The 19,832-nt window shown below is 71.2% G+C and carries 21 protein-coding genes; 12 read left to right on the top strand and 9 right to left on the bottom strand.

Annotated features, from left to right (window positions below; translation table 11 throughout):
• Positions 1–128: 128 nt before the first annotated feature.
• Both J2W21_RS16725 and J2W21_RS16720 read right to left on the bottom strand, forming a co-directional pair.
• Positions 129–518, bottom strand: a complete 390-nt coding sequence (locus J2W21_RS16725; protein ID WP_307115649.1) for a hypothetical protein — start codon at positions 516–518, stop codon at positions 129–131.
• A 102-nt stretch (positions 519–620) separates the two neighbouring features.
• Positions 621–1,316 carry a hypothetical protein gene (locus J2W21_RS16720; RefSeq protein WP_307115648.1) on the bottom strand — a complete coding sequence of 232 codons (696 nt, stop codon included), beginning with the start codon at positions 1,314–1,316 and terminating at the stop codon, positions 621–623.
• Between the two features lie 120 nt (positions 1,317–1,436).
• Here J2W21_RS16720 and glgX point away from each other — a divergent pair, with 120 nt between their 5' ends.
• Entirely contained in the window at positions 1,437–3,584 is a 2,148-nt protein-coding gene (gene glgX / locus J2W21_RS16715) for a glycogen debranching protein GlgX (RefSeq protein WP_307115647.1), read from the top strand.
• Between the two features lie 19 nt (positions 3,585–3,603).
• On the opposite strand, the gene J2W21_RS16710 is transcribed toward glgX, so the two are convergent.
• Positions 3,604–4,068 carry a hypothetical protein gene (locus J2W21_RS16710; protein WP_307115646.1) on the bottom strand — a complete coding sequence of 155 codons (465 nt, stop codon included), beginning with the start codon at positions 4,066–4,068 and terminating at the stop codon, positions 3,604–3,606.
• Between the two features lie 295 nt (positions 4,069–4,363).
• Between J2W21_RS16710 and J2W21_RS16705 the strand changes: the two genes are divergently transcribed.
• The gene (locus J2W21_RS16705; protein WP_307115645.1) at positions 4,364–4,858 is read left to right on the top strand and encodes a VanZ family protein; all 495 of its coding nucleotides are present in this window, start codon (positions 4,364–4,366) and stop codon (positions 4,856–4,858) included.
• A gap of 35 nt (positions 4,859–4,893) precedes the next feature.
• Here the strand turns inward: J2W21_RS16705 and J2W21_RS16700 are convergent, their stop codons facing one another.
• Complete coding sequence (locus J2W21_RS16700; protein WP_307115644.1) at positions 4,894–6,369, bottom strand: protein kinase domain-containing protein; 1,476 nt, start codon at positions 6,367–6,369, stop codon at positions 4,894–4,896.
• 256 nt (positions 6,370–6,625) lie between these two features.
• Here J2W21_RS16700 and J2W21_RS16695 point away from each other — a divergent pair, with 256 nt between their 5' ends.
• The 5 genes from J2W21_RS16695 to J2W21_RS16675 all read left to right on the top strand — a co-directional run bounded on the left by J2W21_RS16695 (position 6,626) and on the right by J2W21_RS16675 (position 11,048).
• Positions 6,626–7,162: a hypothetical protein gene (locus J2W21_RS16695; RefSeq protein ID WP_307115643.1), complete on the top strand. Its 537-nt coding sequence runs from the start codon at positions 6,626–6,628 to the stop codon at positions 7,160–7,162.
• Positions 7,163–7,194: 32 nt separating this feature from the next.
• A complete protein-coding gene (locus tag J2W21_RS16690; protein ID WP_307115642.1) occupies positions 7,195–7,683 on the top strand; it encodes a hypothetical protein in 489 nt (162 codons plus the stop codon).
• 502 nt (positions 7,684–8,185) lie between these two features.
• Complete coding sequence (locus tag J2W21_RS16685) at positions 8,186–9,532, top strand: glycosyltransferase family 2 protein (RefSeq protein ID WP_307115641.1); 1,347 nt, start codon at positions 8,186–8,188, stop codon at positions 9,530–9,532.
• A 3-nt stretch (positions 9,533–9,535) separates the two neighbouring features.
• Complete coding sequence (locus J2W21_RS16680; RefSeq protein ID WP_307115640.1) at positions 9,536–9,871, top strand: hypothetical protein; 336 nt, start codon at positions 9,536–9,538, stop codon at positions 9,869–9,871.
• 1 nt (position 9,872) lies between these two features.
• On the top strand, positions 9,873–11,048 hold the full coding sequence (locus tag J2W21_RS16675) for a glycoside hydrolase family 26 protein (RefSeq protein ID WP_307115639.1): 1,176 nt from the start codon (positions 9,873–9,875) through the stop codon (positions 11,046–11,048).
• Between the two features lie 51 nt (positions 11,049–11,099).
• Here the strand turns inward: J2W21_RS16675 and J2W21_RS16670 are convergent, their stop codons facing one another.
• Both J2W21_RS16670 and J2W21_RS16665 read right to left on the bottom strand, forming a co-directional pair.
• Positions 11,100–11,885, bottom strand: a complete 786-nt coding sequence (locus J2W21_RS16670) for a 3-hydroxybutyrate dehydrogenase (RefSeq protein WP_307115638.1) — start codon at positions 11,883–11,885, stop codon at positions 11,100–11,102.
• A 41-nt stretch (positions 11,886–11,926) separates the two neighbouring features.
• On the bottom strand, positions 11,927–12,664 hold the full coding sequence (locus J2W21_RS16665) for an acetoacetate decarboxylase (RefSeq protein ID WP_307115637.1): 738 nt from the start codon (positions 12,662–12,664) through the stop codon (positions 11,927–11,929).
• A gap of 149 nt (positions 12,665–12,813) precedes the next feature.
• On the opposite strand from J2W21_RS16665, the gene J2W21_RS16660 reads away from it, so the two are divergent.
• Positions 12,814–13,677 carry a LysR family transcriptional regulator gene (locus J2W21_RS16660; RefSeq protein ID WP_307115636.1) on the top strand — a complete coding sequence of 288 codons (864 nt, stop codon included), beginning with the start codon at positions 12,814–12,816 and terminating at the stop codon, positions 13,675–13,677.
• A gap of 36 nt (positions 13,678–13,713) precedes the next feature.
• Here J2W21_RS16660 and J2W21_RS16655 read toward each other — a convergent pair whose 3' ends face one another.
• The gene (locus J2W21_RS16655; RefSeq protein ID WP_307115635.1) at positions 13,714–14,292 is read right to left on the bottom strand and encodes a TetR/AcrR family transcriptional regulator; all 579 of its coding nucleotides are present in this window, start codon (positions 14,290–14,292) and stop codon (positions 13,714–13,716) included.
• 133 nt (positions 14,293–14,425) lie between these two features.
• On the opposite strand from J2W21_RS16655, the gene J2W21_RS16650 reads away from it, so the two are divergent.
• The 4 genes from J2W21_RS16650 (at position 14,426) to J2W21_RS16635 (ending at position 16,885) form a co-directional block, all read left to right on the top strand.
• Positions 14,426–15,136 carry an SDR family oxidoreductase gene (locus J2W21_RS16650; protein ID WP_307115634.1) on the top strand — a complete coding sequence of 237 codons (711 nt, stop codon included), beginning with the start codon at positions 14,426–14,428 and terminating at the stop codon, positions 15,134–15,136.
• A 49-nt stretch (positions 15,137–15,185) separates the two neighbouring features.
• Complete coding sequence (locus J2W21_RS16645; RefSeq protein WP_307115633.1) at positions 15,186–15,848, top strand: NADPH-dependent F420 reductase; 663 nt, start codon at positions 15,186–15,188, stop codon at positions 15,846–15,848.
• Between the two features lie 41 nt (positions 15,849–15,889).
• Entirely contained in the window at positions 15,890–16,579 is a 690-nt protein-coding gene (locus tag J2W21_RS16640) for a hypothetical protein (RefSeq protein ID WP_307115632.1), read from the top strand.
• 69 nt (positions 16,580–16,648) lie between these two features.
• Positions 16,649–16,885 (top strand): VOC family protein, encoded by a 237-nt coding sequence (locus J2W21_RS16635; RefSeq protein WP_307115631.1) that lies wholly within the window; start codon positions 16,649–16,651, stop codon positions 16,883–16,885.
• Positions 16,886–16,930: 45 nt separating this feature from the next.
• Here the strand turns inward: J2W21_RS16635 and J2W21_RS16630 are convergent, their stop codons facing one another.
• Together J2W21_RS16630 and J2W21_RS16625 are read right to left on the bottom strand one after the other, a co-directional pair.
• A complete protein-coding gene (locus J2W21_RS16630; RefSeq protein WP_307115630.1) occupies positions 16,931–17,716 on the bottom strand; it encodes a hypothetical protein in 786 nt (261 codons plus the stop codon).
• The gene (locus J2W21_RS16625) at positions 17,713–19,785 is read right to left on the bottom strand and encodes an LGFP repeat-containing protein (RefSeq protein ID WP_307115629.1); all 2,073 of its coding nucleotides are present in this window, start codon (positions 19,783–19,785) and stop codon (positions 17,713–17,715) included. Before J2W21_RS16625 ends, J2W21_RS16630 begins: the two co-directional genes overlap by 4 nt.
• Between the last annotated feature and the right edge of the window lie 47 nt (positions 19,786–19,832).

The following is a 19,832-nucleotide window of genomic DNA, read 5'->3' as shown; positions in this document are numbered from 1 at the left end:
ACTGCGGCGACGTCTGGCGCGTCGACGGCCGATGGTTTCCTGCTAGCGTGGCCCGTGCACGGCATACCGCTGCCCTACAGGGGACTACGGGCGGAATTAGTTGCAGCGCCCCAGGCCGCTTCCGCACCTCACCCGTGCTCGGAGGTGGCCTGGTGCAGTTCCGGCCACGGCCGCCCGTTCACGGTGGCGATCTGCACCGGCGTCCAATCGCCGAAGGCGAGGATGGACTGGGTGGCCGGCACGTCGCCGTCGCGCAGGGCCGCCCGCTCGGTGAAGAACCGGTGCAGGCGCTGGTGGGCCTGCGAGGTGATCCGGATCCCGGCGCCAGTGGTTCCGTCGGTGCCGCGCAGCTCGTGGTGCCAGTCGATCATGGTGTACTCGGCGGCGTCGCCGCGCCCCACGGGCCGGGAGAGGATCACCACGCTGCCGTCCGGCGAGACCGCGCGGACGTTGAACGGTTGGCGCCCCGTGTCGTGGAACGTCACCTTGTCGCCGAGGGCAAGGAGTCTGAAACCCATCGCCCCGCCTCCTGTCAGAGTGGTTCGCGTGCCTCAAGGCTAGGCCTTGACGGGCCTTCACCCACAGGGCATATCGGACTGACTGAAGTGTGACGCTTCCAGTCAGCGGCACTGACCGGCGGGGACGGAGATGCCCTGCCCGAGGGCCGCGGCGCACAGCCGCGCGCGGGCGTCAGCGGACAGGCGGCCCCACGCCACATTCACGGAGACGTCCACGATCCTCGGCGTCGCCGGGGCGGTCGGCGCGGACGGCGCGGGTGCCGGGGCCGCCGGTGCGGCGGGCGCAGCCGGGGCGGTCGCTGCCGGCGGGGGAGGAGCGGCGGGGACGGGGGCCGCCGGTGCCGGCGGCCGGGCCGGGGGCACGAGGGGGACGAGCGGCTCGTGCTGGGGAGCGCGGGGCGTGTTCCGGGCCTGCCGGGGCGGGGGAGTGGCGGCGTGCGGGCGGGGGCGGGTGCCGACGGCTGGCCGGTCTGCCGGCGGGGATGCGGGACCCGTGTGGGCGGTGACGGTGTCGGGCGTGCGGGCGGCGCCGCGCGATTCGACCGCCAGGGACACGGCGGAGCCGCCGAGTGCCACGAGGGCCACGGCGCCCGCGGCGGCGAGCGGCGCCGTCGTGCGCTTGGTCCCGGCGAGCACCGCGAGCGGTATCGCCGAGAGCAGGATGAGCCCGGCCACCGCGGCGGCGGCGGGCGCCAGCAGGAACAGCACCAGCAGGAGCGCGCCGACGCATGCAACGCCCAGCCAGAGCCAGGTGCGCCGCGCGGGCGGTGTGTCGACCTCGTCGAAGGCCAGGTCCATGCGTGCGCCTCCTCCCAGACGGACGGCCCACAGGGCTCCCACTGTAGCCGGGTGCCGGGGGCGGGCCGTGGAGGGCGGGTCATTCGTCCGCGTGTGCCGTTTCTCGGCTACCCTCAGCGAATGGAGCCAAACACCCAGGACGCCTACTGGGGCGCCCGGCCCACCGCCGCCGGCACCGACTTCGCCCTCGCCACCGCCCCGGAGGCCGAGCGGGTGGAGGTCTGCCTCGTGGACCACGAGACGTGGGAGCAGCGCTGCTTCGACCTCGCCAAGGTGGGCCCCACCGCCTCCGGGCAGGCCGTGCGCTGGGAGGGCACCGTGCCCTCCTGCGCCGCCGGGCAGCACTACGGCTACCGCGTCCACGGTCCCTGGGAGCCGGAACGCGGGCTGCGGTTCAACCCCTCCAAGCTGCTCCTGGACCCGCACGCCCTCGCCGTCTCCGGGCGCAACGAGTGGGGCCAGCAGATGCACGCCTACGTCTTCGGCGACCCCGCCACCATGGACACCTCCGACTCCCTCGGGCACAGCATGCTCTCCGTGGTGGTGGACCACGGCGAGTACGACTGGGAGGGCGACGCCCACCCGCGCAACCCCTACAACGAGACGGTCATCTACGAGACGCACCTCAAGGGCCTCACCCGGCTGCATCCCGAGGTCCCCGAAGCGCTCCGGGGGACGTACGCGGGAGCCGCCCACCCCGCCGTCGTGCGCCACCTCGCCGAGCTCGGCGTGACCGCGGTGGAGCTCATGCCGATCCACCAGTTCGTCAACGACTCCACCCTGCTGGACAAGGGCCTGTCCAACTACTGGGGCTACAACACCATCTGCTTCTTCGCCCCGCACTCCTTCTACTCCTCCTCCGGGGACCACGGGCAGCAGATCTACGAGTTCAAGGAGCTCGTCAAGGCCTACCACCGCGCCGGGATCGAGGTGATCCTCGACGTGGTCTACAACCACACGGCCGAGGGCAACCACCTGGGCCCCCAGCTGGGCTACCGCGGGATCGACAACGCCGCCTACTACCACCTCGTGCCCGGCAACGAGTTCTACTACATGGACTACACCGGCACCGGCAACTCCCTCAACGTGGGCCACTCGCTCACCCTCCAGCTGGTCCTGGACTCGCTGCGGTACTGGGTCAGCGAGATGCACGTGGACGGGTTCAGGTTCGACCTCGCCGCCACGCTGGCCCGCGAGGAGGGGGACGTGGACATGGTCTCGCCGTTCTTCGAGCTCATGGCCGCGGACCCGGTCCTGTCCCGCACCAAGCTCATCGCCGAGCCGTGGGACGTGGGCCCCGGCGGGTACCAGGTGGGCAACTTCCCGCCGCAGTGGACCGAGTGGAACGGCAAGTTCCGCGACTGCGTGCGCGACTTCTGGCGCGGCGAGCCCGGGAAGCTGCGCGAGCTGTCCATGCGCGTGGCCGGCTCCGCGGACCTCTACGAGGAGCAGGGGCGCCGGCCCAGCGCCTCGATCAACTTCGTCACCGCCCACGACGGCTTCACCCTGCGCGACCTGGTCTCCTACGACGGCAAGCACAACGAGGCCAACGGCGAGGGCGGCCGGGACGGCGCCGACGACAACCGTTCGTGGAACTGCGGCGTCGAGGGGCCCACCGACGACCCGGGCGTGCTCGAGCTGCGCGCGCGCCAGCAGCGCAACATGCTGCTCACCCTCGTCCTCTCCCAGGGCGTGCCCATGCTCTCCCACGGCGACGAGCTGGGCCGCACCCAGGGTGGGAACAACAACGCCTACTGCCAGGACAACGCGACCACGTGGATCGACTGGGAGCACGCCGACACCGAGCTGGCTGACTTCACCAAGCGCCTGCTGCGCCTGCGCGCCGACCACCCCGTGTTCCGCCGCCGCTACTTCTTCGACGGCTGCCCCGTGGACCCGGCCGAGGGCGATCCGCTGCCGGACATCGCCTGGATCGACGCCGACGGGAGCTCCATGGGCCAGGACGACTGGGACGAGGACTGGGCCAAGTCGCTCGCGTTCTTCCTCAATGGCAACGCCGTCCCTGCCGTGGGCCGGCACGGCGCCCCCGGCGACTCCGACTTCCTCGTGATCCTCAACGCCGCGGACAACGACGTGGACTACCACATCCCCGGCGGCCTCTTCCCGCCGAAGTGGACCACCGTGCTCACCACGTGCGCCGACCACCTCGTGGGGGAGACCGCCGCGGCCAACGAGGTCTACACCGTCCCCGCCCGCAGCGCCGTAGTGCTCGAGGCGGAGCCGGAGCGGGCTGACGCGGAGGACTGAGGCGGGGCGTGGAGGCCAGCTACGCGGGCACGTCGGCGAGGAAGGAGACCTTGGCGATCGCCTGCCGGTAGGCCTGGATCACGTCCTCGAGGGGCACGTTCCCCAGCGACAGGGACAGTTGCAGTCCCTCCAGCTCCCCGAGGCAGGCCTCGGCGGCGCTGACCTGGGAGGCGAGGTTCGCCGAGTTTGCCAGGTTGGTGGCCACGGCGGCGGCGAGCGAGAGCAGGACCGCGGCCAGGCAGAGGACGCGCCAGACGACCGAGTCGTCGGGAAGCGCGAACAGGTTCTTGACCGCCTCGGTGAACCTGGTTCCGCCGGCCGCAGGCCCGACCGTGACGGCCGCGGCCAGGGAACTGCCCAGGATGCTGATGTTGGTCAGGCGGGTCCTCCGCGGACGGGCGCGTCGGAGGAAGTCCCGGATCGTTCCGCGCCGCTCCTCGATCCGGGCAGACAGTTCCCTGCGGGCGCCGGCGTCCTCGTCCATGTCCAACCTCCGTGGTGAGTGGTTGCCGAGGATCGCTCCCAGTGTGTCAGCGCGGCAGGCGCCCTGTATACGGGACAGCGGCCCCCTCGCCCGGCCGGCGGGCGGAGAGCCGGCAGAGCCCGAAGGGACGGGCCTCGCGGGAACTTCGGCCCTAGGCGGAGGATCCCGGCCTCACAGGCGCACGACAGGTTCCGTCCGTACCGTCCTGGGGATGGGCGTACAACCGAAACCCGCCCCGGTCACGGGTGATGTGCCGAGCAGGCGACCCGGCACGAGACGGGCGCAAGCGGAGACCGTGGTCATTGTCGCCGCCTTCGCCCTCTACACGGCCTTCCTGCTGAAGCTGCTGATCTTCTCCCGTGCCCCAGGGTCGGAGAGGTCGATCAATCTCATCCCGTTCGCCAGCATCGCCGGCTATGCGTCCGGCCACTCTCTCGGGACGGGGAGAGTGGCGTTCGCCAACGTCGTCGGGAACATCCTGATCTTCACCCCGCTCGGCATCTACGCATCCTGGCTCCGGCGCCGGGCGCGCCCGTGGCTGACCCTGCTCGCGGTCGGCTCGCCCAGCGTCGCGGCGGAGATCATTCAGGGCGTGTTCGCGGTCGGGGCATCGGACATCGACGACGTGATCCTGAATTGCCTCGGAGGGCTCCTCGGGATGCTCGCCTTCTGGCTGCTCTCCGCGACCCTGCGCGAACGGTCCCGGGTGCGGACCGCGATCGCCGCGCTGTCACTGCTCTCGGTCCCCGTCTGGTGCTACTTCCTCTTCATCATCCGCCTGCACATGTGAGCCCAGCCGCTCGCCAGCCCCGGCCCGGGGGCAGGTCAGCTCGCGCTCGGCAGCCCCACGAGGGGTGCCGACTCCGCCCGCGGCAGCGGGTCCGCTGGGGACACGAGCTCGGCGGGCACGACGGCGGGAGGCACGACGGCGGGGGAGCTCGCCTCGTGCGCCTCGCGGCGCACCACGAGGAGGTCCATGACGATGCCGGCCAGGTCCCGCAGGGCTGCGGCGTGGACCCGGGAGAGGGCGCGCGGCACCCGGTCCAGCACGGAGAGGGTCCCGATGTTCGCCCCGGCCGGGGTCTTCAGCGGCACGGCGGCGTAGAACCGCACACCCAGGTCCCCGCACACCAGTGGGTTCCCGGCCGCGACGGGTTCGGCCGAGGCATCGGGGAGAACCCAGAGCTCGTCCTGCAGGACCGCGGTGGCGCACAGCCCCGGGTCCCGGGCCACGTGGTCCGCGTCGATGCCGTGGGTGGCGAGGAACCAGATCCTGTCCGCGTCCACGATGCTGACGGTCGCCATGGGGACCCCGAGGAGCCGGGAGGCCAGCCGGGTGATCCGGTCGAAGGAGCCGGCCTGCGCCGTGCCCGGGGCGGCGTAGCTGCGCACCTCCGCCAGGCGCAGCTCCTCCGCCGCCCCAGCGGGCTGCGGGAGCGGCCCGCCGAGCGTGCCGAGGGCCGCCATCCGGTACAGTGCGGCGGCCGCCTCCGCGGCGTTGGGCCGCGCGGCCGGGTCCATGGCCGTCATCCGGGTCAGGAGCTCACGCCACAGGGGATCGACGTCGTCCGGGATGGGCGGCGGGAGGGTGAGCCGCCGGATGGCGCTCTCCAGCGGGGGCCCGGGGAAGGCCAGGGTCCCGGTGAGGCACTGGAGCAGCACCAGGCCCAGCGAGTAGATGTCGCTGGCAGGGCCCACGGTCTCGCCGCGGACCTGCTCGGGGCTGAGGAAGGCGGGGGTGCCGGAGACGGCGTTCTCGAGCGTGAGCTCCGAGTCGACGGCCCAGGCGATGCCGAAGTCGGTGAGCTTCGCGTGGAACCTTGACGCGGCGTCCGGGTGGTCCAGCAGGAGGACGTTCGCCGGCTTGATGTCCCGGTGGACCACGCCGCGGTCGTGGATGTAGCCGAGGGCCTCGCAGAGGTCGTGGCCGATCTCGGCGACGGCCGAGGGGTCCAGCGGGCCCTGCCGGAGGTGCTCGCGCAGGTCCGCGCCTTCCACCAGCTCCATGACGAGGAACACGCGCGGGGAGCCTCCGGGGGACCGGTCGGTACCGGCGTCGAGCAGCGTGACGAGGCCGGGGTGGTTGAGCCGTGCCAGGACCTTGACCTCCATGTCGCTGCGGCGCAGCTCGGCCTCGTCCATGGCCCCGGACTGGGTCAGCTTGACGGCGACCTCGCGGTCCAGGAACTCGTCGAGCGCCCGGTGCACCACCGCCGTCGACCCCCGCCCGACCACTTCCAGCAGCCGGTATCGGCCCCCCACCAGGTCCTGCTCGCCGCTGTCGCGGTGCTGCTCGGCCATCCCACCTCGTTTCCCACGAACGGAGGGCGGACGGCAGCCTGAGCGGCGCCAGCAAGCCCGATTGCGCGAGGATTACCCCACTGTCGTCGAAACGAAACAGGACGCTCGGTACTAGTGGGCGCGGCGCCCTCCGAGACCGTAGCCTGTGACCTGCGGGCGCGAACTGCGACTCGTTCAGCACGTTTCGCGATCAGCCATGGAGCGACCGAGGAGGCCACCGATGACCCACCCTGAGAGCCCGCAGCAGTCTCCACCCGTGAACAGATGGCGTTCGGATCCGCCGCCCTACCCCTGGCTCGACGACCCCGGCCGGTGGCAGGGCCCCATGCCGCCCGGGCTGACGATCGGCATCGGGCTGGGGCTGGCGCTCGTTGGACTGTTCGCGGTGGTCCTGGGCCTCGTCGAGGACGACCAGGCCCGCGTGGCCCGGATCGCCAGCGGGGCGCCCATCGCGGCGATCGGCGCCTTCATCGTGCACATGGGCACGGCCCGCCGCGCGTGGAGGCGGCGCCACCCCGGCGCCGATCCCGCCGCGGTGGCCGCGGAAATGGGCGCCAACGTGGGCGACTGGCTCGGCAACGATTCGGTCGTGTCGCGGATCGCCCGGTGGGTGCTCGTCCTGGTGTGCGCCCTCTTCGCGTTCATCTGCGCTGTCGCGGTCGTCGAGGCCGTGACGGGCAGGTACTCGGGCGGAGTCGGGACCACCATCGTGACCGCGCTGCTGGGTCTCCTCGCGGCCTATGTCGGTGTGCTCACGCTCCGGCGGATCAGGCGCGGGCCGCGGAAGCGGTAGCGGGGTCCCAGGCGGCTGGTAGGGTCACGCCCATGGACGCGACGAACCTGACCGTCAAGCAGGGCTTCTACCTCGGGGCCGGCCTCTGGGACCGCATGCTCTGGCGGCCGGTCATCCTCACGGTCGCGCAGTCCCGGCTGCGGCTCACCGACAAGGCGGACCGGGTCCTCTTCGACGCCGCCGCCCCCGAGGTCTCGGCCCGCTTCAGCTTCTTCGGGATGATGCACCTCTTCCATGAGGGGCGCCGCTACATCCTCAACCGCGAGGGGGCCAGCTGGTCGTCCAGCTTCAGCCGACGCCAGCAGGACGAGCTCAAGGCGGCCGGCATGCCCGTGCCCAAGCTCGCCGGAGGATCCGGCGGCGGTGGCGGCGACGGCATCCTGGACGTGCTCGATGCCATCGCGGCCCTGGGCGACGCCGCCGATGCGGCGGAGCGGCTCGCGGACGGAGGCTCGCTCCGCCGCAACTGGACGCCGATCCTCACCGCGATCGGGTGCAGGGTCGAGGCGCGCGGGCGCTGAGGCGTGACGCCCGGGCCCTACGTGGGAGCTCATGGGGCCCCCGACAACGCATGGATGGTCTGGCGACCGGGCGAGGACAGCTTCGAGGATCTCCGCTGAATCCGGAGAGTGCACGAGCGGCGCCGAATCGATACCGAGCCCTCGGTAAGTAGTCGGCGCTGCCCTTGGCCGGCCCGTTGCGTACAGGCACCGTAGCCCGCCCGCAATCAGCCGCGTAGCCGTCCCTTCGGCGTCCAGTAACGCACCAGTAACGCCCCCCGAATATCGGGTGCTGGCTACTGGTGAATAGCTCCGATTCCGCAGCTTAGAGTCAAGGAACGGTTTCGAAGTCAAGAAGCGGCTTCGCCTCCGGGCATTTACCTCCGGACTTTCTGTCCACGCCTGGAGGGCCGTCGGTCCGCGTTCTAACGATCCGGGGGGATCCATGGCCTCGCTCTTTGACGAAGTTCTCACTGGTGTCGGAATTTTCCTTTTTGCCGCGGTGTCGTTTATCGGCTGGCGGATGCTCTCGTACTGGCGCAGCTTCATCTTCCACACGACAAAGTACCGCCGGGTCGAACCCGTCACGACCGAGGACCTCCGTTCCAAGCCGGTGCCCTTCATGAAGATCCAGATCACCACCCGCGGTTCCGCAGGAAGCTCGGCGGTGATTATGCGGGGCATCGAGAACGTCATCGAGCTCGCGAATGAGGACCCCGAGTTCTACGGCCGGCGCCTCTCCGTGGAGGTCGTCACGGAGTCCGAGCCCCAGCGCCAACTCCTGCTCCAGACCTTCTCCACCGCCCCCGTGGAAGTCGGCGTGCTCGTCGTCCCCTCCACCTACCGGACCCCAGCGGGCACGCAGATGAAGGCCCGCGGGCTCCACTACGCGGTCGAGCAGCGGCGCGCACACTGGAATAGGAAGCCGGGCAGGACCTTCGTTGTCCATTACGACGAGGAGAGCGTGATGGTCCCCGCTGAGCTGCGCAAACTCATGGGGTGCCTCGCCGAAACGCCCCGCAGGATTCTCGAGGGCCCCATTTTCTATCCCCTCGATTACCTGCAGGCCTCGCCGCTGTGCCGTTCCATGGAGGCCAACCGGCCGATCGGGTGCTACGAATGCCGCCATGTGATGGAGGCGGGCACTCCACTCCATCTCCACGGGTCCAATCTGGTGATTGAGGAATCACTGGAGAATGAAATCGGCTGGGATATCGGATGTCTTGACGGCGAGCCCTTCATCGCCGAGGACTACGTGTTCGGCATGAAGGCGTTCACCCTCTACGGAGGCGAAATCTTCGGGTGGCACGGCTGCGTGATGCTGGAACAGCCCCCGTTCTCTGTTCGCAGCGCCTTCAGGCAGCGGTACCGCTGGGTCTTCGGAGTGCTGCAGGGGCTCCTGGACCTCAGGCGCAGCAGCCGGTTCGGATCGCTCTCCGCCAGGACGAGGTTCGGCCTCCTGTGGGGTACCCGGTACCGGATCGCGAGCTTCGCGGCGGGGTCCATCGTCTCCGTCCTGTCCTTCGCCGTCCTTCCGGCCTTCCTCGCCAAGACGATCGCGTCGATCTACCTCAACCAGCAGGCGCCCCTGCCCGGTCCGGCCAGCGCGTGGCTCTCGCTGGTCGGCCTGATGTGGATCGGCTCGGTCTTCATCGGAGCGTGGCACAACCTCGCCGACTCCGGTCTGGACGGCCCCACGCGGAGGGCGGAGATCGCCAGAGCAGTCCTGGCCGCCCCCGTCGCGGGACTGATCGAGAGTTCCGCTGCGCTCTGGGCTGTTCTGGCCTGGGCGCACGGGGCCCGGCGTGTCAGCTGGGTCCCGACCCCCAAGACGATAGAGGCGGACGCCGCCCAGATCAGGAAAGGCTAGGCCATGAGTGCACCGGCCCTCGTCGATACCAGGCCCTCCACGGAGGCGGCCGCCACCGCCGTGGTCAGCACTGCCGCCGCCCGGACACGGTCCGTGCCCGGTGCGGAGGAGCTGCCCGCCCCGGCTGTCCGCGCCCGGCTCGCCGCCCTGATGGCCCGACTCCTCATGGTCATCGGGGCGCTCGCGGTCGTGACGGCGTACGTCCTCCTGCCGCTGGCCGCCGCCCTGCGCGCCGGTGCCGTCCTGGGCGGCGTGGCGCTGGGGCTCGCCGCGGTCATTGTCGTGGAGGCCGCTCTGGCGGTCGCCCTCACCGTTCTGAAGACCCAAGCGAGGCGTTAGCATGCCGCTGAGCCTGCCCGTGCGCCTCAAGCTGGCGATGGCGGCGCTCGCCCTGGTCGCCGGGGGCATCGCGACCGCTGCCCCCGGACTGAGCGCACCCGCGCCGGTGCCGAGCAGCCCCCAGACCTACTTCGGCGTCCAGCTGGACAGCACGCGAGACACGGTGGGCGGCTACGCCGCGCGGCTGGGCCAGGCTCCGGCGCTATACGGGTTCTACGTGGACTTCCCCTTCCAGCCGTCGGACAAGTCCTTCATGGACGCCCAGGCGCACGAGCTCGCCCAGCGCCGCTCGTCGCTGATGCTGACGCTCGAGCCGCGGGGTGGGCTCGGCGCGGTGACCCCGTCGGCCCTGAGGGAGCTCACCCAGTCCCTCCAGCTGTGGAACAGTCTCGGAGTGCCCGTCCTCGTCCGGTTCGGGCAGGAGATGAACGGCGCGTGGTACCCGTGGGGGCAGAAGCCGGCGGAGTACATCGAGACATTCCGGCGGGTTGCCGCCGCGGTCCACGAGTCGGCGGCTTCGGGGATGGTGTGGGCGCCCAACGAGGGCGGCGGCTATCCCTTTGAAGGCGGGGCCTACGAGGCGAAGCCCGGGAGCGCCGACTTCACCGCGCTGGACACGAACAAGGACGGGCGGCTCACCCAGGAGGACGATCCGTACAGGCCGTACTGGCCTGGAGACGATGCTGTGGACTGGGTAGGCCTTTCCGTCTACCACTTCGGTGCGGCCTATCCGTGGGGCAAGAACACGGTGCCCGAACCGGGGAAGCTCGTCGGCAAGATCACCGGTACCTTCCGGAGCGCCTCGGTCGACGAGACGGCGGTGCCCGACTTCTACGCCGACTATGCAGTGGGGCACAACAAGCCCTTTGCCATCTGCGAGACCGGTGCCTTCTACAACCCCTCGCGCTCGGACGGCGCCTCGGCGATGAGCATCAAGAAGGCCTGGTGGGACCAGCTCTTCGACCCGCAGCTGCGAGCGCGGTTCCCGCGGCTGAGGCTCGCGGTCTGGTTCGAGTGGGTCAAGCAGGAGAACCAGGTGGGCAATCCGACGGTGGACTGGGCGGCCAACACCGACGGCCCAGTCGGGGATGCCTTCCGCAGCGCCCTGCCGAGCAGCCTCGGCAGGGCGCCGCTGGGGTCCACCTCGAGCGCGGCCTTCGCCAGGCCGGGCCCCTAGGCTGCAGCCGGAACCTGAAGGCCGCCCGGCAGGTCAGCGCCGGTGACGGTCTCAGCGGGCGCTCCACCCGCCGTCGACCGTCAGCGAGGTTCCGGTCATCGACGCCGCCGTGGGGCTGCAGAGGAAGGCGGCCATCTCGGCGACCTCCTCGGGCTCCACGAGGCGCTTGAGCGCCGCGGAGGCCAGCATCACGCCGCCGAGGACCTCGTCCTCGGAGATGCCGTGGGCCTCGGCCTGCGCCGCGATCTGCTTGTCGACCAGCGGGGTGCGCACGTAGCCGGGGCTGACGCAGTTGGAGGTGACGCCGTGGGCGGCCGCCTCGAGCGCCACGACCTTGGAGAGGCCCTCGAGCCCGTGCTTGGCAGCCACGTAGGCGCCCTTGAACTCCGAGGCCCGCAGCCCGTGGACCGAGGTGATGTTGACGATCCGGCCCCAGCCGCGCTCGTACATGCCGGGCAGGGCGGCCTTGATGATGCGGAAGGGCGCCTCGAGCATGATCTTCAGGATCTGGGAGAACTTCTCCTCGGGGAACTCCGTGATGGGGGAGACGTGCTGGATGCCGGCGCAGTTGACCACCACGTCCGCGTCCAGGTCGAGGCGCGCGAGCGCGTCGAGGTCGGAGAGGTCCACCACGTGGCTGGTGCCGCCGGTGATCCCGGTGACCTCCTCGAGCGCCGCGGCGGAGATGTCCAGGGCCTTCACGTGGGCGCCGGCGCGGGCCAGGCGCAGGGCGATGGCGCGGCCGATGCCGCTGCCCGCGCCGGTGACCAGGGCCGTGCGGCCGGTGAGGTCGAGGCGGACGGTGTCCGTGGAGGGTGCGGGGGTCTGGGTGCTCATGGGGTCCTCGTTCTGGATGGTGTTCAGGGGCTGACCGGTGTTCACGCGGCCAGGTAGTCGTGCACGAGCTCGGCACGCGGCAGGGTGAGGTCGGTCAGGATGTGGCTCGCCGAGACGATCTCGCGCACCGGCAGGTCCGCGAGCGGCGCCATGGCGTGGGCGAAGAGCTCGAGCCGCGCCGGGCCGGTCCAGGCCCCGCGGATGGTCACGTCCTCGATCTGGGTCCGGACGAGCTCGGCGATGCGCGGCGTGCCGTCGTAGCCGGGCATGAGCTTGAGCATGAGGGTCGGGACCGCGATCTCGGCGCGGGCCTCCTCGGGGTCCATCGGGGCGTGCTTGAAGCCCATCGTGGCCGTGGCCACGCGCAGGCTGCCGTAGTCGAGGGTGCCCACGAGGGTGTCCGAGTCGGTGAACAGGCGGGGGCGGCCGAGCTTCTTGGGGTAGGCGCTGCCCTCGCGGCCGAGGGCGATGGCCGGGCCGTTGTCGAGGTACATGCTGTGGATGTAGTCCACGTCCCGGCCCTCGTGCCGCACGCGCAGGACCTGCCCCGACTCGGTGTAGTCGCCGAGACCCGAGCTGTCCGGCATGCGGATCACCTCGAAGCGGACCAGCGGGTCCGCGACCTCGAGCGGCTCGGGCACGATGGCCCGCAGGGCCTCCGGGTCCGTGCGGTAGGTGATGTTCAGGTACTCCCGGCTGACGAACCGGTAGGGGCCCTGGGGGTAGGCGGCGCCGCCGAGGGGAGTGGTGGTGGAGCGGAGCACATCGTTGCTGAGCACGGGGGCGTACGGCTTTCCGGCGTGCGTCCTCTGTGGGGTCCGGGGCGGCCCGCACGCCGTGATGCCCTCCGGTCCAATGCCGGATCGACGCTAGGCCTCTCGGACCGGCGAGTGAAATGCCGTTCCCGAAGGATTCATACAATTAGTGCATGGATCCTGGCCTGCGCGACCTGAGACTCTTCATGGCCTTGGCCGAGGAGCAGCACTTCACCCGGGCCGCCGCCCTCGAGGGCGTCAGCCAGCCGGCGCTCACCCGCGCCGTCGCCCGGCTCGAGCGCTCCCTCGGGGCCCGCCTCGTGGACCGGACCACCCGCAGCGTCACGCTCACGACGGCGGGGGAGCGGCTCCGCGGCGACCTCGCCGCGGTCCTGCCGCGCCTCGACGCGGCCCTGCGGGCGGTGAAGGAGGCGGACGTCCTCCGGCTCGGGTTCACGTGGCTGCTGCCCAGCGAGCTCGCCCGGCACCTGATCGACGGGCTCGCCGCGGCCACGGGCTCGCAGGTGCAGCTCGTGCGGCGCGACGACCGCTGGGGCGGGGTCGCGGACGGCAGCACGGACGCGGCCATCGTGTACGGGGGCACCGGGACCATCCCGTCGCTGCGCACGGTGGAGCTGGCTACGGAGGCCCGCGTGGTCGCCGTCGCCCGCGACCATCCGCTCGCCCGGCGGCGCCGGCTGCGGTGGGCGGAACTGGCCGCGTACCCGCTCGTGGTCAACGCCGTCAGCGGCACCGTGGGGCCGGAGATGTGGCCCGCCGGCGAGCGGCCCGCGGTGGCGGTCAGCAGCCGCAACTACGACGAGTGGATCGAGATGGTCGCGGCCGGGCGGGGCATCGGCGTGCTCCCCGCCGCGGCCCGCGAGCACCCGCACCCGGGCGTGCGGTACATCGCGGTGGCGGACTCGCCGGAGGTCTCCCTGGAGCTCGTGCTGCCCGCCCACGCCACGCACCCCCTCGCGCAGGCCATCGAGCGGTACGTGCGCGGGGCGGGGGACCTGGGCGGCCCGCGGGGGTGAGCCTCGCCGCCGTCGTCCGCGCACGGCGGCGACGCGTCAGCCTGCGGGGCAGCCCGCCTCGATGAGGCGCCAGGCGAGGTCCAGGGCCCGGCCGCCGTAGGCCGCGCCGTCGAGGACGGCGGCCGTCGCGTAGGCGCCGTTGAGGACGATCAGCAGGTCGTCGGCGAGCCGCTCCGGCTCGGCCGCTCCCGCCTCGGCCGCGAGGGAGCGGAACCACTCCCGCACCTGCTGCTTGTGCGCCACCGCGGCCAGGTGCGCCGGGTGGCCGCCGTCGGGGAACTCGGTGTTGGTGTTCAGCATCGGGCAGCCGCGGTAGCCCGCCCCGGCGGTGTCCTCGGCCAGGACCTCGAAGACCGCGAGCAGCTTGTGCCGCGCATCGGGGTGCTCGTCCGCCGCCTGCTCCATGCGCTCGAACCACGCGTCGGCGCGGCCCTGCACATAGGCGGTCGCGAGGGCGTCCTTGGTGGGGAACTGGCGGTAGACGGTGGCGTTGCCGACCCCGCACTCCTTCACCACCGCGTCCATGCCCACCGCGCGGATGCCCTGCCGGTAGAACAGGCGCGTCGCCACGTCCAGGACGTTGCGGCGGTTCTCCTCTGCCGTTCTGCGAGCCATCGCGGCCCACCTCGCTTCCTTCCGTTCCCGGATCCGACTGCTGGGTTCTGGGTTCCAGTTTGACAGACGGACCGATCCGTCACAATTATTGGAACGGAACGATCCGTCACATTCGAAGACCTTGGAGGTTGCCATGAGCACCCAGAACCTTGCCGGCCAGCACGTCGTCGTCATCGGCGGCACCTCGGGGATCGGCCGTGCCGTCGTCGGCCAGGCCCTCGCCGCCGGTGCCCGCGTCACCGCCGCCGCCCGCACCACCGAGGGCGTGAGCCTGCCCGCCGGCGCCGCGCTCGAGGGAGTCGACCTGACCTCGGGCGGCTCGGTCGAGTCCTTCTTCGGCCGGATCGGCGCGTTCGACCACCTCGTCCTCTCGGCGGGCCCCGGCGCGATGGGCACCGTCCGCGACCTGCCGGCCGAGGCGGCCCGGCCCTACATGGACACCAAGTTCTGGGGCTACTACGAGGCCGTGCGGGCCGCCGCCGGCCGCATCGCCCAGGAAGGCTCCATCACGCTGGTGGGGGGAGCGGCGAGCCGCAAGCACGCCCCGGGCCGGCCCATGATGGCGGCCATCAATGCGGCCCTCGAGGCGTTCGGCAAGGCGAACGCGGTGGACCTCGCCCCCATCCGCGTCAACGTGATCGCCCCCGGGCTCGTCGACACCCCCGCCTACGCCGGGATGCCCGAGGACATGCGCCAGGGCATGCTCGCCGGCTACGGCGCCAGCGTCCCCGCCGGGCGCGCGGGCCTGCCCGAGGACGTGGCCTCCGCGGCCCTGTTCCTGATGGCCAACACTTTCGTGACCGGCGCAGTCCTTGACGTCGACGGCGGCGCGCAGGTCAGCTAGAGACCAGACCCTTCCACAGCCCCACACACCTCCTCCGAAGGGACACCTCATGGACATCGCAGTTCTCGGCACCGGCATCGTGGGGCGCACGCTCGCCGCGCGCTTCGCCGAGCTCGGCCACACCGTCACGATCGGCACCCGCGACCCGCAGGCCACCCTCGCCCGCACCGGCGAGGGCGAGTTCGGCGACTGGTCGGCGCAGAACCACACCGTCAGCGTCGCGACCTTCGCCGACGCCGCCGCAGCCGCCGAGCTGGTCGTCAACGCCAGCAACGGGGCAGCCTCGCTCGACGTCCTCGAGCTCGCCGGCGCGCACCAGCTCGCGGGCAAGGTCCTCGTCGACGTCGCCAACCCCCTCGACTTCAGCCACGGCATGCCGCCCACCCTGTTCGTCAAGGACACCGACTCGCTCGGCGAGCAGATCCAGCGCGCCTACCCCAAGGCCCGGGTGGTGAAGACCCTCAACACCGTCAACGCCATGCTCATGGCCCACCCCGAGCAGCTCCCCGAGCCTGGCACCATCTTCGTCGCCGGGAACGATGGTGACGCGAAGGCCGCCGTCACGGGCCTCCTGGCCGAGCTGGGCCACCGGGACGTGATCGACCTCGGCGACATCACCGCCGCCCGCGGCACCGAGATGATGCTCCCGGTCTGGCTCCGGCTCTGGGGCGCCCTCGGCGGGCCGGCGTTCAACTTCAAGATCGTGCGCTGAGCGCGGCGGGGCGCCGCGCCCGCTGAGGCCGAGGAGGGGCCATGGTCAACCGGTCATCGTTGCGGATGTCCGCCACCCTGCTGCTCGCGGGCCAGGTGCTGTACATCCTGGTCACGCAGTTCCACACGGGCGGCGACGCCAACAACCACCCCGCGATCTTCGCCGCCTATGCGGCGAGCGGCCTGTGGAAGGCCGTCCACGTGGGCCAGTTCCTCTGCGCCGCGCTCCTGCTCGCCGGGCTCGTGGCCCTGCCTTTCGCCGCGGGCGGCGGGTCGGAGCGGCGGCGGTGGGCGGGCCGGTTCGGGGCCGTCGCCGCGGTGATCGCGCTCGCCCTGTATGCCGTCCTGCAGGCGGTGGACGGCATCGGCAACCAGGAGGTCGACGCCGCGTGGGCCGGTGCCGCGGGAGCGGACAAGGCGGCGCGCTTCGCGAGCGCCGAGACGATGCGCTGGCTCGAGTGGGGCGTCAGGAGCTACCTCGACTACGCGCTGGGCCTTGCCCTGCTCCTGGTCGCGGTTGCGCTCCTCGGGCGGGGCGGGGTGCCCCGGGTGATCGCGGTGCTCATGGGGCTGTCCGGGGTCGCGTACCTGGCGCAGGGCTGGGTGGTCGGTGCCGAGGGTTTCTCCGGCACGCATACGGTTCTGATCCTGGTGGCCTGGGTCTTCAGCGTGGTCTGGATGGCCTGGCTGGCCGCGGTGGCCTGGCGCCGGGAGCCGGTGCGGCTCCGGTAGGTTGGCGTCCATGAACGCCGTTGGCCAGCTTGCCTCGATCTCCCTCGACTGCCCCGGCCCCGCGATGGCTTGGCGGTCTTCTACAGCCGGCTGCTGGGGCTGGAGGAAGCGTTCGCCACTCCCGACCGGGGCGTCATCGCCTTGGCTGGGGCGGGGCCGATGCTGACGCTGATGCGCGTCCAGGAGCATGTCCGGCCGTCGTGGCCCGACGGTCCCCAGCGCCAGCAGCTGCACCTCGACATCGCGGTCGACGAGCTCGAGCCCGCCGGGCACCCTTTCTGCCTCACCGCGGTGCGCCCCGACTGACGGGTTCGGGCGCGAGCAGCGTCTCGTTTCGTTGGGCGGTGCGGCTCAGCCGAGGACGGCGTCCACCAAGGGGACCAGCTCGGCAGCCGAATCAGCCGTGACATCTGCACCGGTCTTGATGGCGGGGGCGCCGAGACTGCCCTTGACTCCCGTGACGGTCAGCGTGCTCTGCTTCTGCCCGGTGGGCAGCGTCTGGATGATCAGCGACCCCACCGATCGGTCCCTGCGGGTCGCTTCGGTGAGCCGACGGACCTCGGTGATGACGGTCTGGCCGCTGATGTCCATCCTGAAGGTCGAGCACTGGGCCAGAGCGTCCGCCGACTGCTTCGTCTGGCCGGCCAGCTGCGCGGGGTCCTTGGCGGACACGGCAGTGACGACGGTCACCGTGTGGTCCGTGGCGGAGACGCTCTGGCCGGCAGCGTAGGTCGCGCCGTCCGGGATCTGGGCATTGCTGTTGGCCAGCGCCGCGCAAGCAGGCGGCGCGATCACCGCGGCCTTGATCGCCTGCTTCGCGACGATCATGCCCTGGTTGATCTGCGCAGCGGGGATCACGGTCAGGGCGCGGCCCTGGCTATCCTTCAGCCCCTCGATGACCGTGGCGAGTTCCTCGTTCGTGTACGCCTTCGGAACGGGCGTCGGGGTTGGCGTGGGCGTCGGTGCTTCCGTTTGCGTCGGTGCTGCCGCCGCTGACGATACGGCCGTGCTTGCGGAGGTCGCAGTTGCCCCTCCGCATCCGGTCAGCGCAGCGGCAGCCGAAACCAGAATCGCGACGGGCGCGAGCATGCTTTTCATCTCTTCCCCCATTGCTGCACAAGAGCGATCGGTGATCACGAGACGGTGATCGTCCCGTTGACGTTGGTGATTTTCCCGCCCTGGAAGTTCTGGGCGGTGCCGTTGGGAATGGCGTAGACGTTGCTGGTCGGGTAGCCGAGGCGGCCGTTCTCGAAACCGAGCTGTGCGTAGCGGGCGCGGATCGGCCCGGTGGATTCGTGGGCGCCGGTGGCGGGGGACCAGACGATCGCTCCACCTTGGTACATCTGGTAGACGCCGCCGTCCTTGAGGCCTGCGGTCTCATCGGAGGTGGGGTAGCCCAGGACGCTGGTCTCGTAGCCGAGCTGTCCGTAGCGGGTCCGGATGGCGCCGGTGGAGGCGTGGGCTCCGGTGGCGGGGGACCAGACGATGGCCCCGCCCTGGTACATCTGGTAGACGCCGCCCTTGAGGCCGCCCGTCTCCTCGCCGGTGGGGTAGCCGAGGACGCCGTTCTCGTATCCGAGACGGCCCCATTCGGCGCGGATGCCCCCGAGGGACGCGTGGGCCCCGGTGCCGGACCAGACGATGGCCCCGCCCTGGTACAGCTGGTAGACGCCGCCGTCCTTGAGGCCTCCGGCCTCGTCGGTGGTGGGGTAGCCCAAGACACCGTTCTCGTAGCCGAGCTGGCTGTAGCGGGCGCGGATGGCGCCGGTGGAGGTGTGGGCGCCGGTGGCCGGGGACCAGACGATGGCCCCGCGGTCGTACAGCTGGTAGACGCCCCCGTCCTTCAGGCCCGCGACCTCGTCGGTGGTGGGGTACCCGAGCGGCCCGCTTCGGGGGAGGACGAGGCTTTTGAATACGCCAGCCTGCACCGGGATGACTGCAAGCCATTCGCTGCGGATCGCACCGCGGGAGACGTACAGGCGATCAGAGGACCCATAGACGACGGCGCCGCGCTGGTAAGTGCGGTACGGCCAGCCGTCCGAGAAGGTGCTCACGGGGCCCGTGGCGGCCCCGAGCCCCCAGGCGGCCGCCTTCGTGTCCATGGCCTGGGCGTCGTCACGCTGTACGACGGTGAAGGGCGCCTCCGCGTTGTGGTGGCTGCCCCACGCGGCCAGCCATGTCAGGCCGGCGGGAGTGCCTCCGGGCAGGGACGTGGTGTAGGTAAAGGTGCCGTCGGCGCGCGCAGTGGTCTGCCCCAGATCCCTGTACCCGCCTCCATACTCCGGGGTGTGCAGGGCGAGATCGATGGATTCACCGGCTTGGAAGTCCCAGCCCGTCAATGTGATGCTCGAGCCGAACCCTCCCGAGGTGGGCGAGGCGCTCAGCCCGGCGGTCACATACAGGAGGACGCTGCGCGTGAGGCTCCCGCTCGAGCTGACAGTTACCCAGCACGGTCCCTGGCCCCCGCCGGCTGGAACGGTGATGTCTACGGCGAACGTGCCGTCAGGACGGATGGTCGCCGATCCGACCGTGGTCGCACTGAAGGAGCTCGTGTTGAAGGCGATCGTCGCGGCTGCGCCCGGGGCGTAGCCGGTACCGGTCACGGTCAGGCTCCCACCGGCGGGGGCCCCGAGCGGAGAGGGCGGGGTGGAGAGGGTCAACCCGGGTGCCGGGGAGGCCGGGCACGATGCAGGGAGCGCGCCCTGATAGTCCGGCACGACTCCGGAGCCGGGGATGAGGTAGAAGGGGTCGGTGTAGCGGACGAAGCCGGCTGCATCCGTCAGGCCGGCATCGGGGTCGGTCAGCGTGCCATTGATGGACAGGCCGGACAACTGGCAGGAGTAGTCCAGGGTCCACTCGCCGTAGATGCCGGTGCGTTTCCCCGTCACACCGGTGACGAGATTGCCGGCCGAGTCATGGCATGACGACGATGTGCCGCTGTCCGTCGTTGTCGCCCATTGCGACAGGGGCGGCGACGTGTATGTCGAGGCCCCGATCGTCGTATTCACCACGCCCTTGGGGTGAAAGCTCAAGGAGATGGGGACGCAGCGCGGATCCGTGTAGGTGACGGTTACACCGACCCACACCCTGTAGTCGATCGTCCCGGTCCCATTGTTACGCACGGGCGAGATGCCGCCCGTGATGCCCCACCCATTGGGGTCGGCTGCCGAGGCCGGCGCAGCACCGGTGACCAGACCTACGCTCACGAGCGCGATTCCAGCGAGCACGGCAAAGAATGCGCGAATGCGCGCTG

The organism is Sinomonas atrocyanea, from assembly GCF_030811715.1.
Classification (GTDB): Bacteria; Actinomycetota; Actinomycetes; order Actinomycetales; family Micrococcaceae; genus Sinomonas; species Sinomonas atrocyanea_A.
This window is presented reverse-complemented; position numbering and strand designations above follow the sequence as displayed.

What these genes read in the sequence shown, in the direction of transcription:
- J2W21_RS16725 (WP_307115649.1), bottom strand. Translation starts at nt 518, where the DNA reads ATGGGTTTCAGACTCCTTGCCCTCGGCGACAAGGTGACGTTCCACGAC.
- J2W21_RS16720 (WP_307115648.1), bottom strand. Translation starts at nt 1,316, where the DNA reads ATGGACCTGGCCTTCGACGAGGTCGACACACCGCCCGCGCGGCGCACC.
- glgX (WP_307115647.1), top strand. Translation starts at nt 1,437, where the DNA reads ATGGAGCCAAACACCCAGGACGCCTACTGGGGCGCCCGGCCCACCGCC.
- J2W21_RS16710 (WP_307115646.1), bottom strand. Translation starts at nt 4,068, where the DNA reads ATGGACGAGGACGCCGGCGCCCGCAGGGAACTGTCTGCCCGGATCGAG.
- J2W21_RS16700 (WP_307115644.1), bottom strand. Translation starts at nt 6,369, where the DNA reads ATGGCCGAGCAGCACCGCGACAGCGGCGAGCAGGACCTGGTGGGGGGC.
- J2W21_RS16690 (WP_307115642.1), top strand. Translation starts at nt 7,195, where the DNA reads ATGGACGCGACGAACCTGACCGTCAAGCAGGGCTTCTACCTCGGGGCC.
- J2W21_RS16685 (WP_307115641.1), top strand. Translation starts at nt 8,186, where the DNA reads ATGCTCTCGTACTGGCGCAGCTTCATCTTCCACACGACAAAGTACCGC.
- J2W21_RS16680 (WP_307115640.1), top strand. Translation starts at nt 9,536, where the DNA reads ATGAGTGCACCGGCCCTCGTCGATACCAGGCCCTCCACGGAGGCGGCC.
- J2W21_RS16675 (WP_307115639.1), top strand. Translation starts at nt 9,873, where the DNA reads ATGCCGCTGAGCCTGCCCGTGCGCCTCAAGCTGGCGATGGCGGCGCTC.
- J2W21_RS16670 (WP_307115638.1), bottom strand. Translation starts at nt 11,885, where the DNA reads ATGAGCACCCAGACCCCCGCACCCTCCACGGACACCGTCCGCCTCGAC.
- J2W21_RS16660 (WP_307115636.1), top strand. Translation starts at nt 12,814, where the DNA reads ATGGATCCTGGCCTGCGCGACCTGAGACTCTTCATGGCCTTGGCCGAG.
- J2W21_RS16655 (WP_307115635.1), bottom strand. Translation starts at nt 14,292, where the DNA reads ATGGCTCGCAGAACGGCAGAGGAGAACCGCCGCAACGTCCTGGACGTG.
- J2W21_RS16650 (WP_307115634.1), top strand. Translation starts at nt 14,426, where the DNA reads ATGAGCACCCAGAACCTTGCCGGCCAGCACGTCGTCGTCATCGGCGGC.
- J2W21_RS16645 (WP_307115633.1), top strand. Translation starts at nt 15,186, where the DNA reads ATGGACATCGCAGTTCTCGGCACCGGCATCGTGGGGCGCACGCTCGCC.
- J2W21_RS16640 (WP_307115632.1), top strand. Translation starts at nt 15,890, where the DNA reads ATGGTCAACCGGTCATCGTTGCGGATGTCCGCCACCCTGCTGCTCGCG.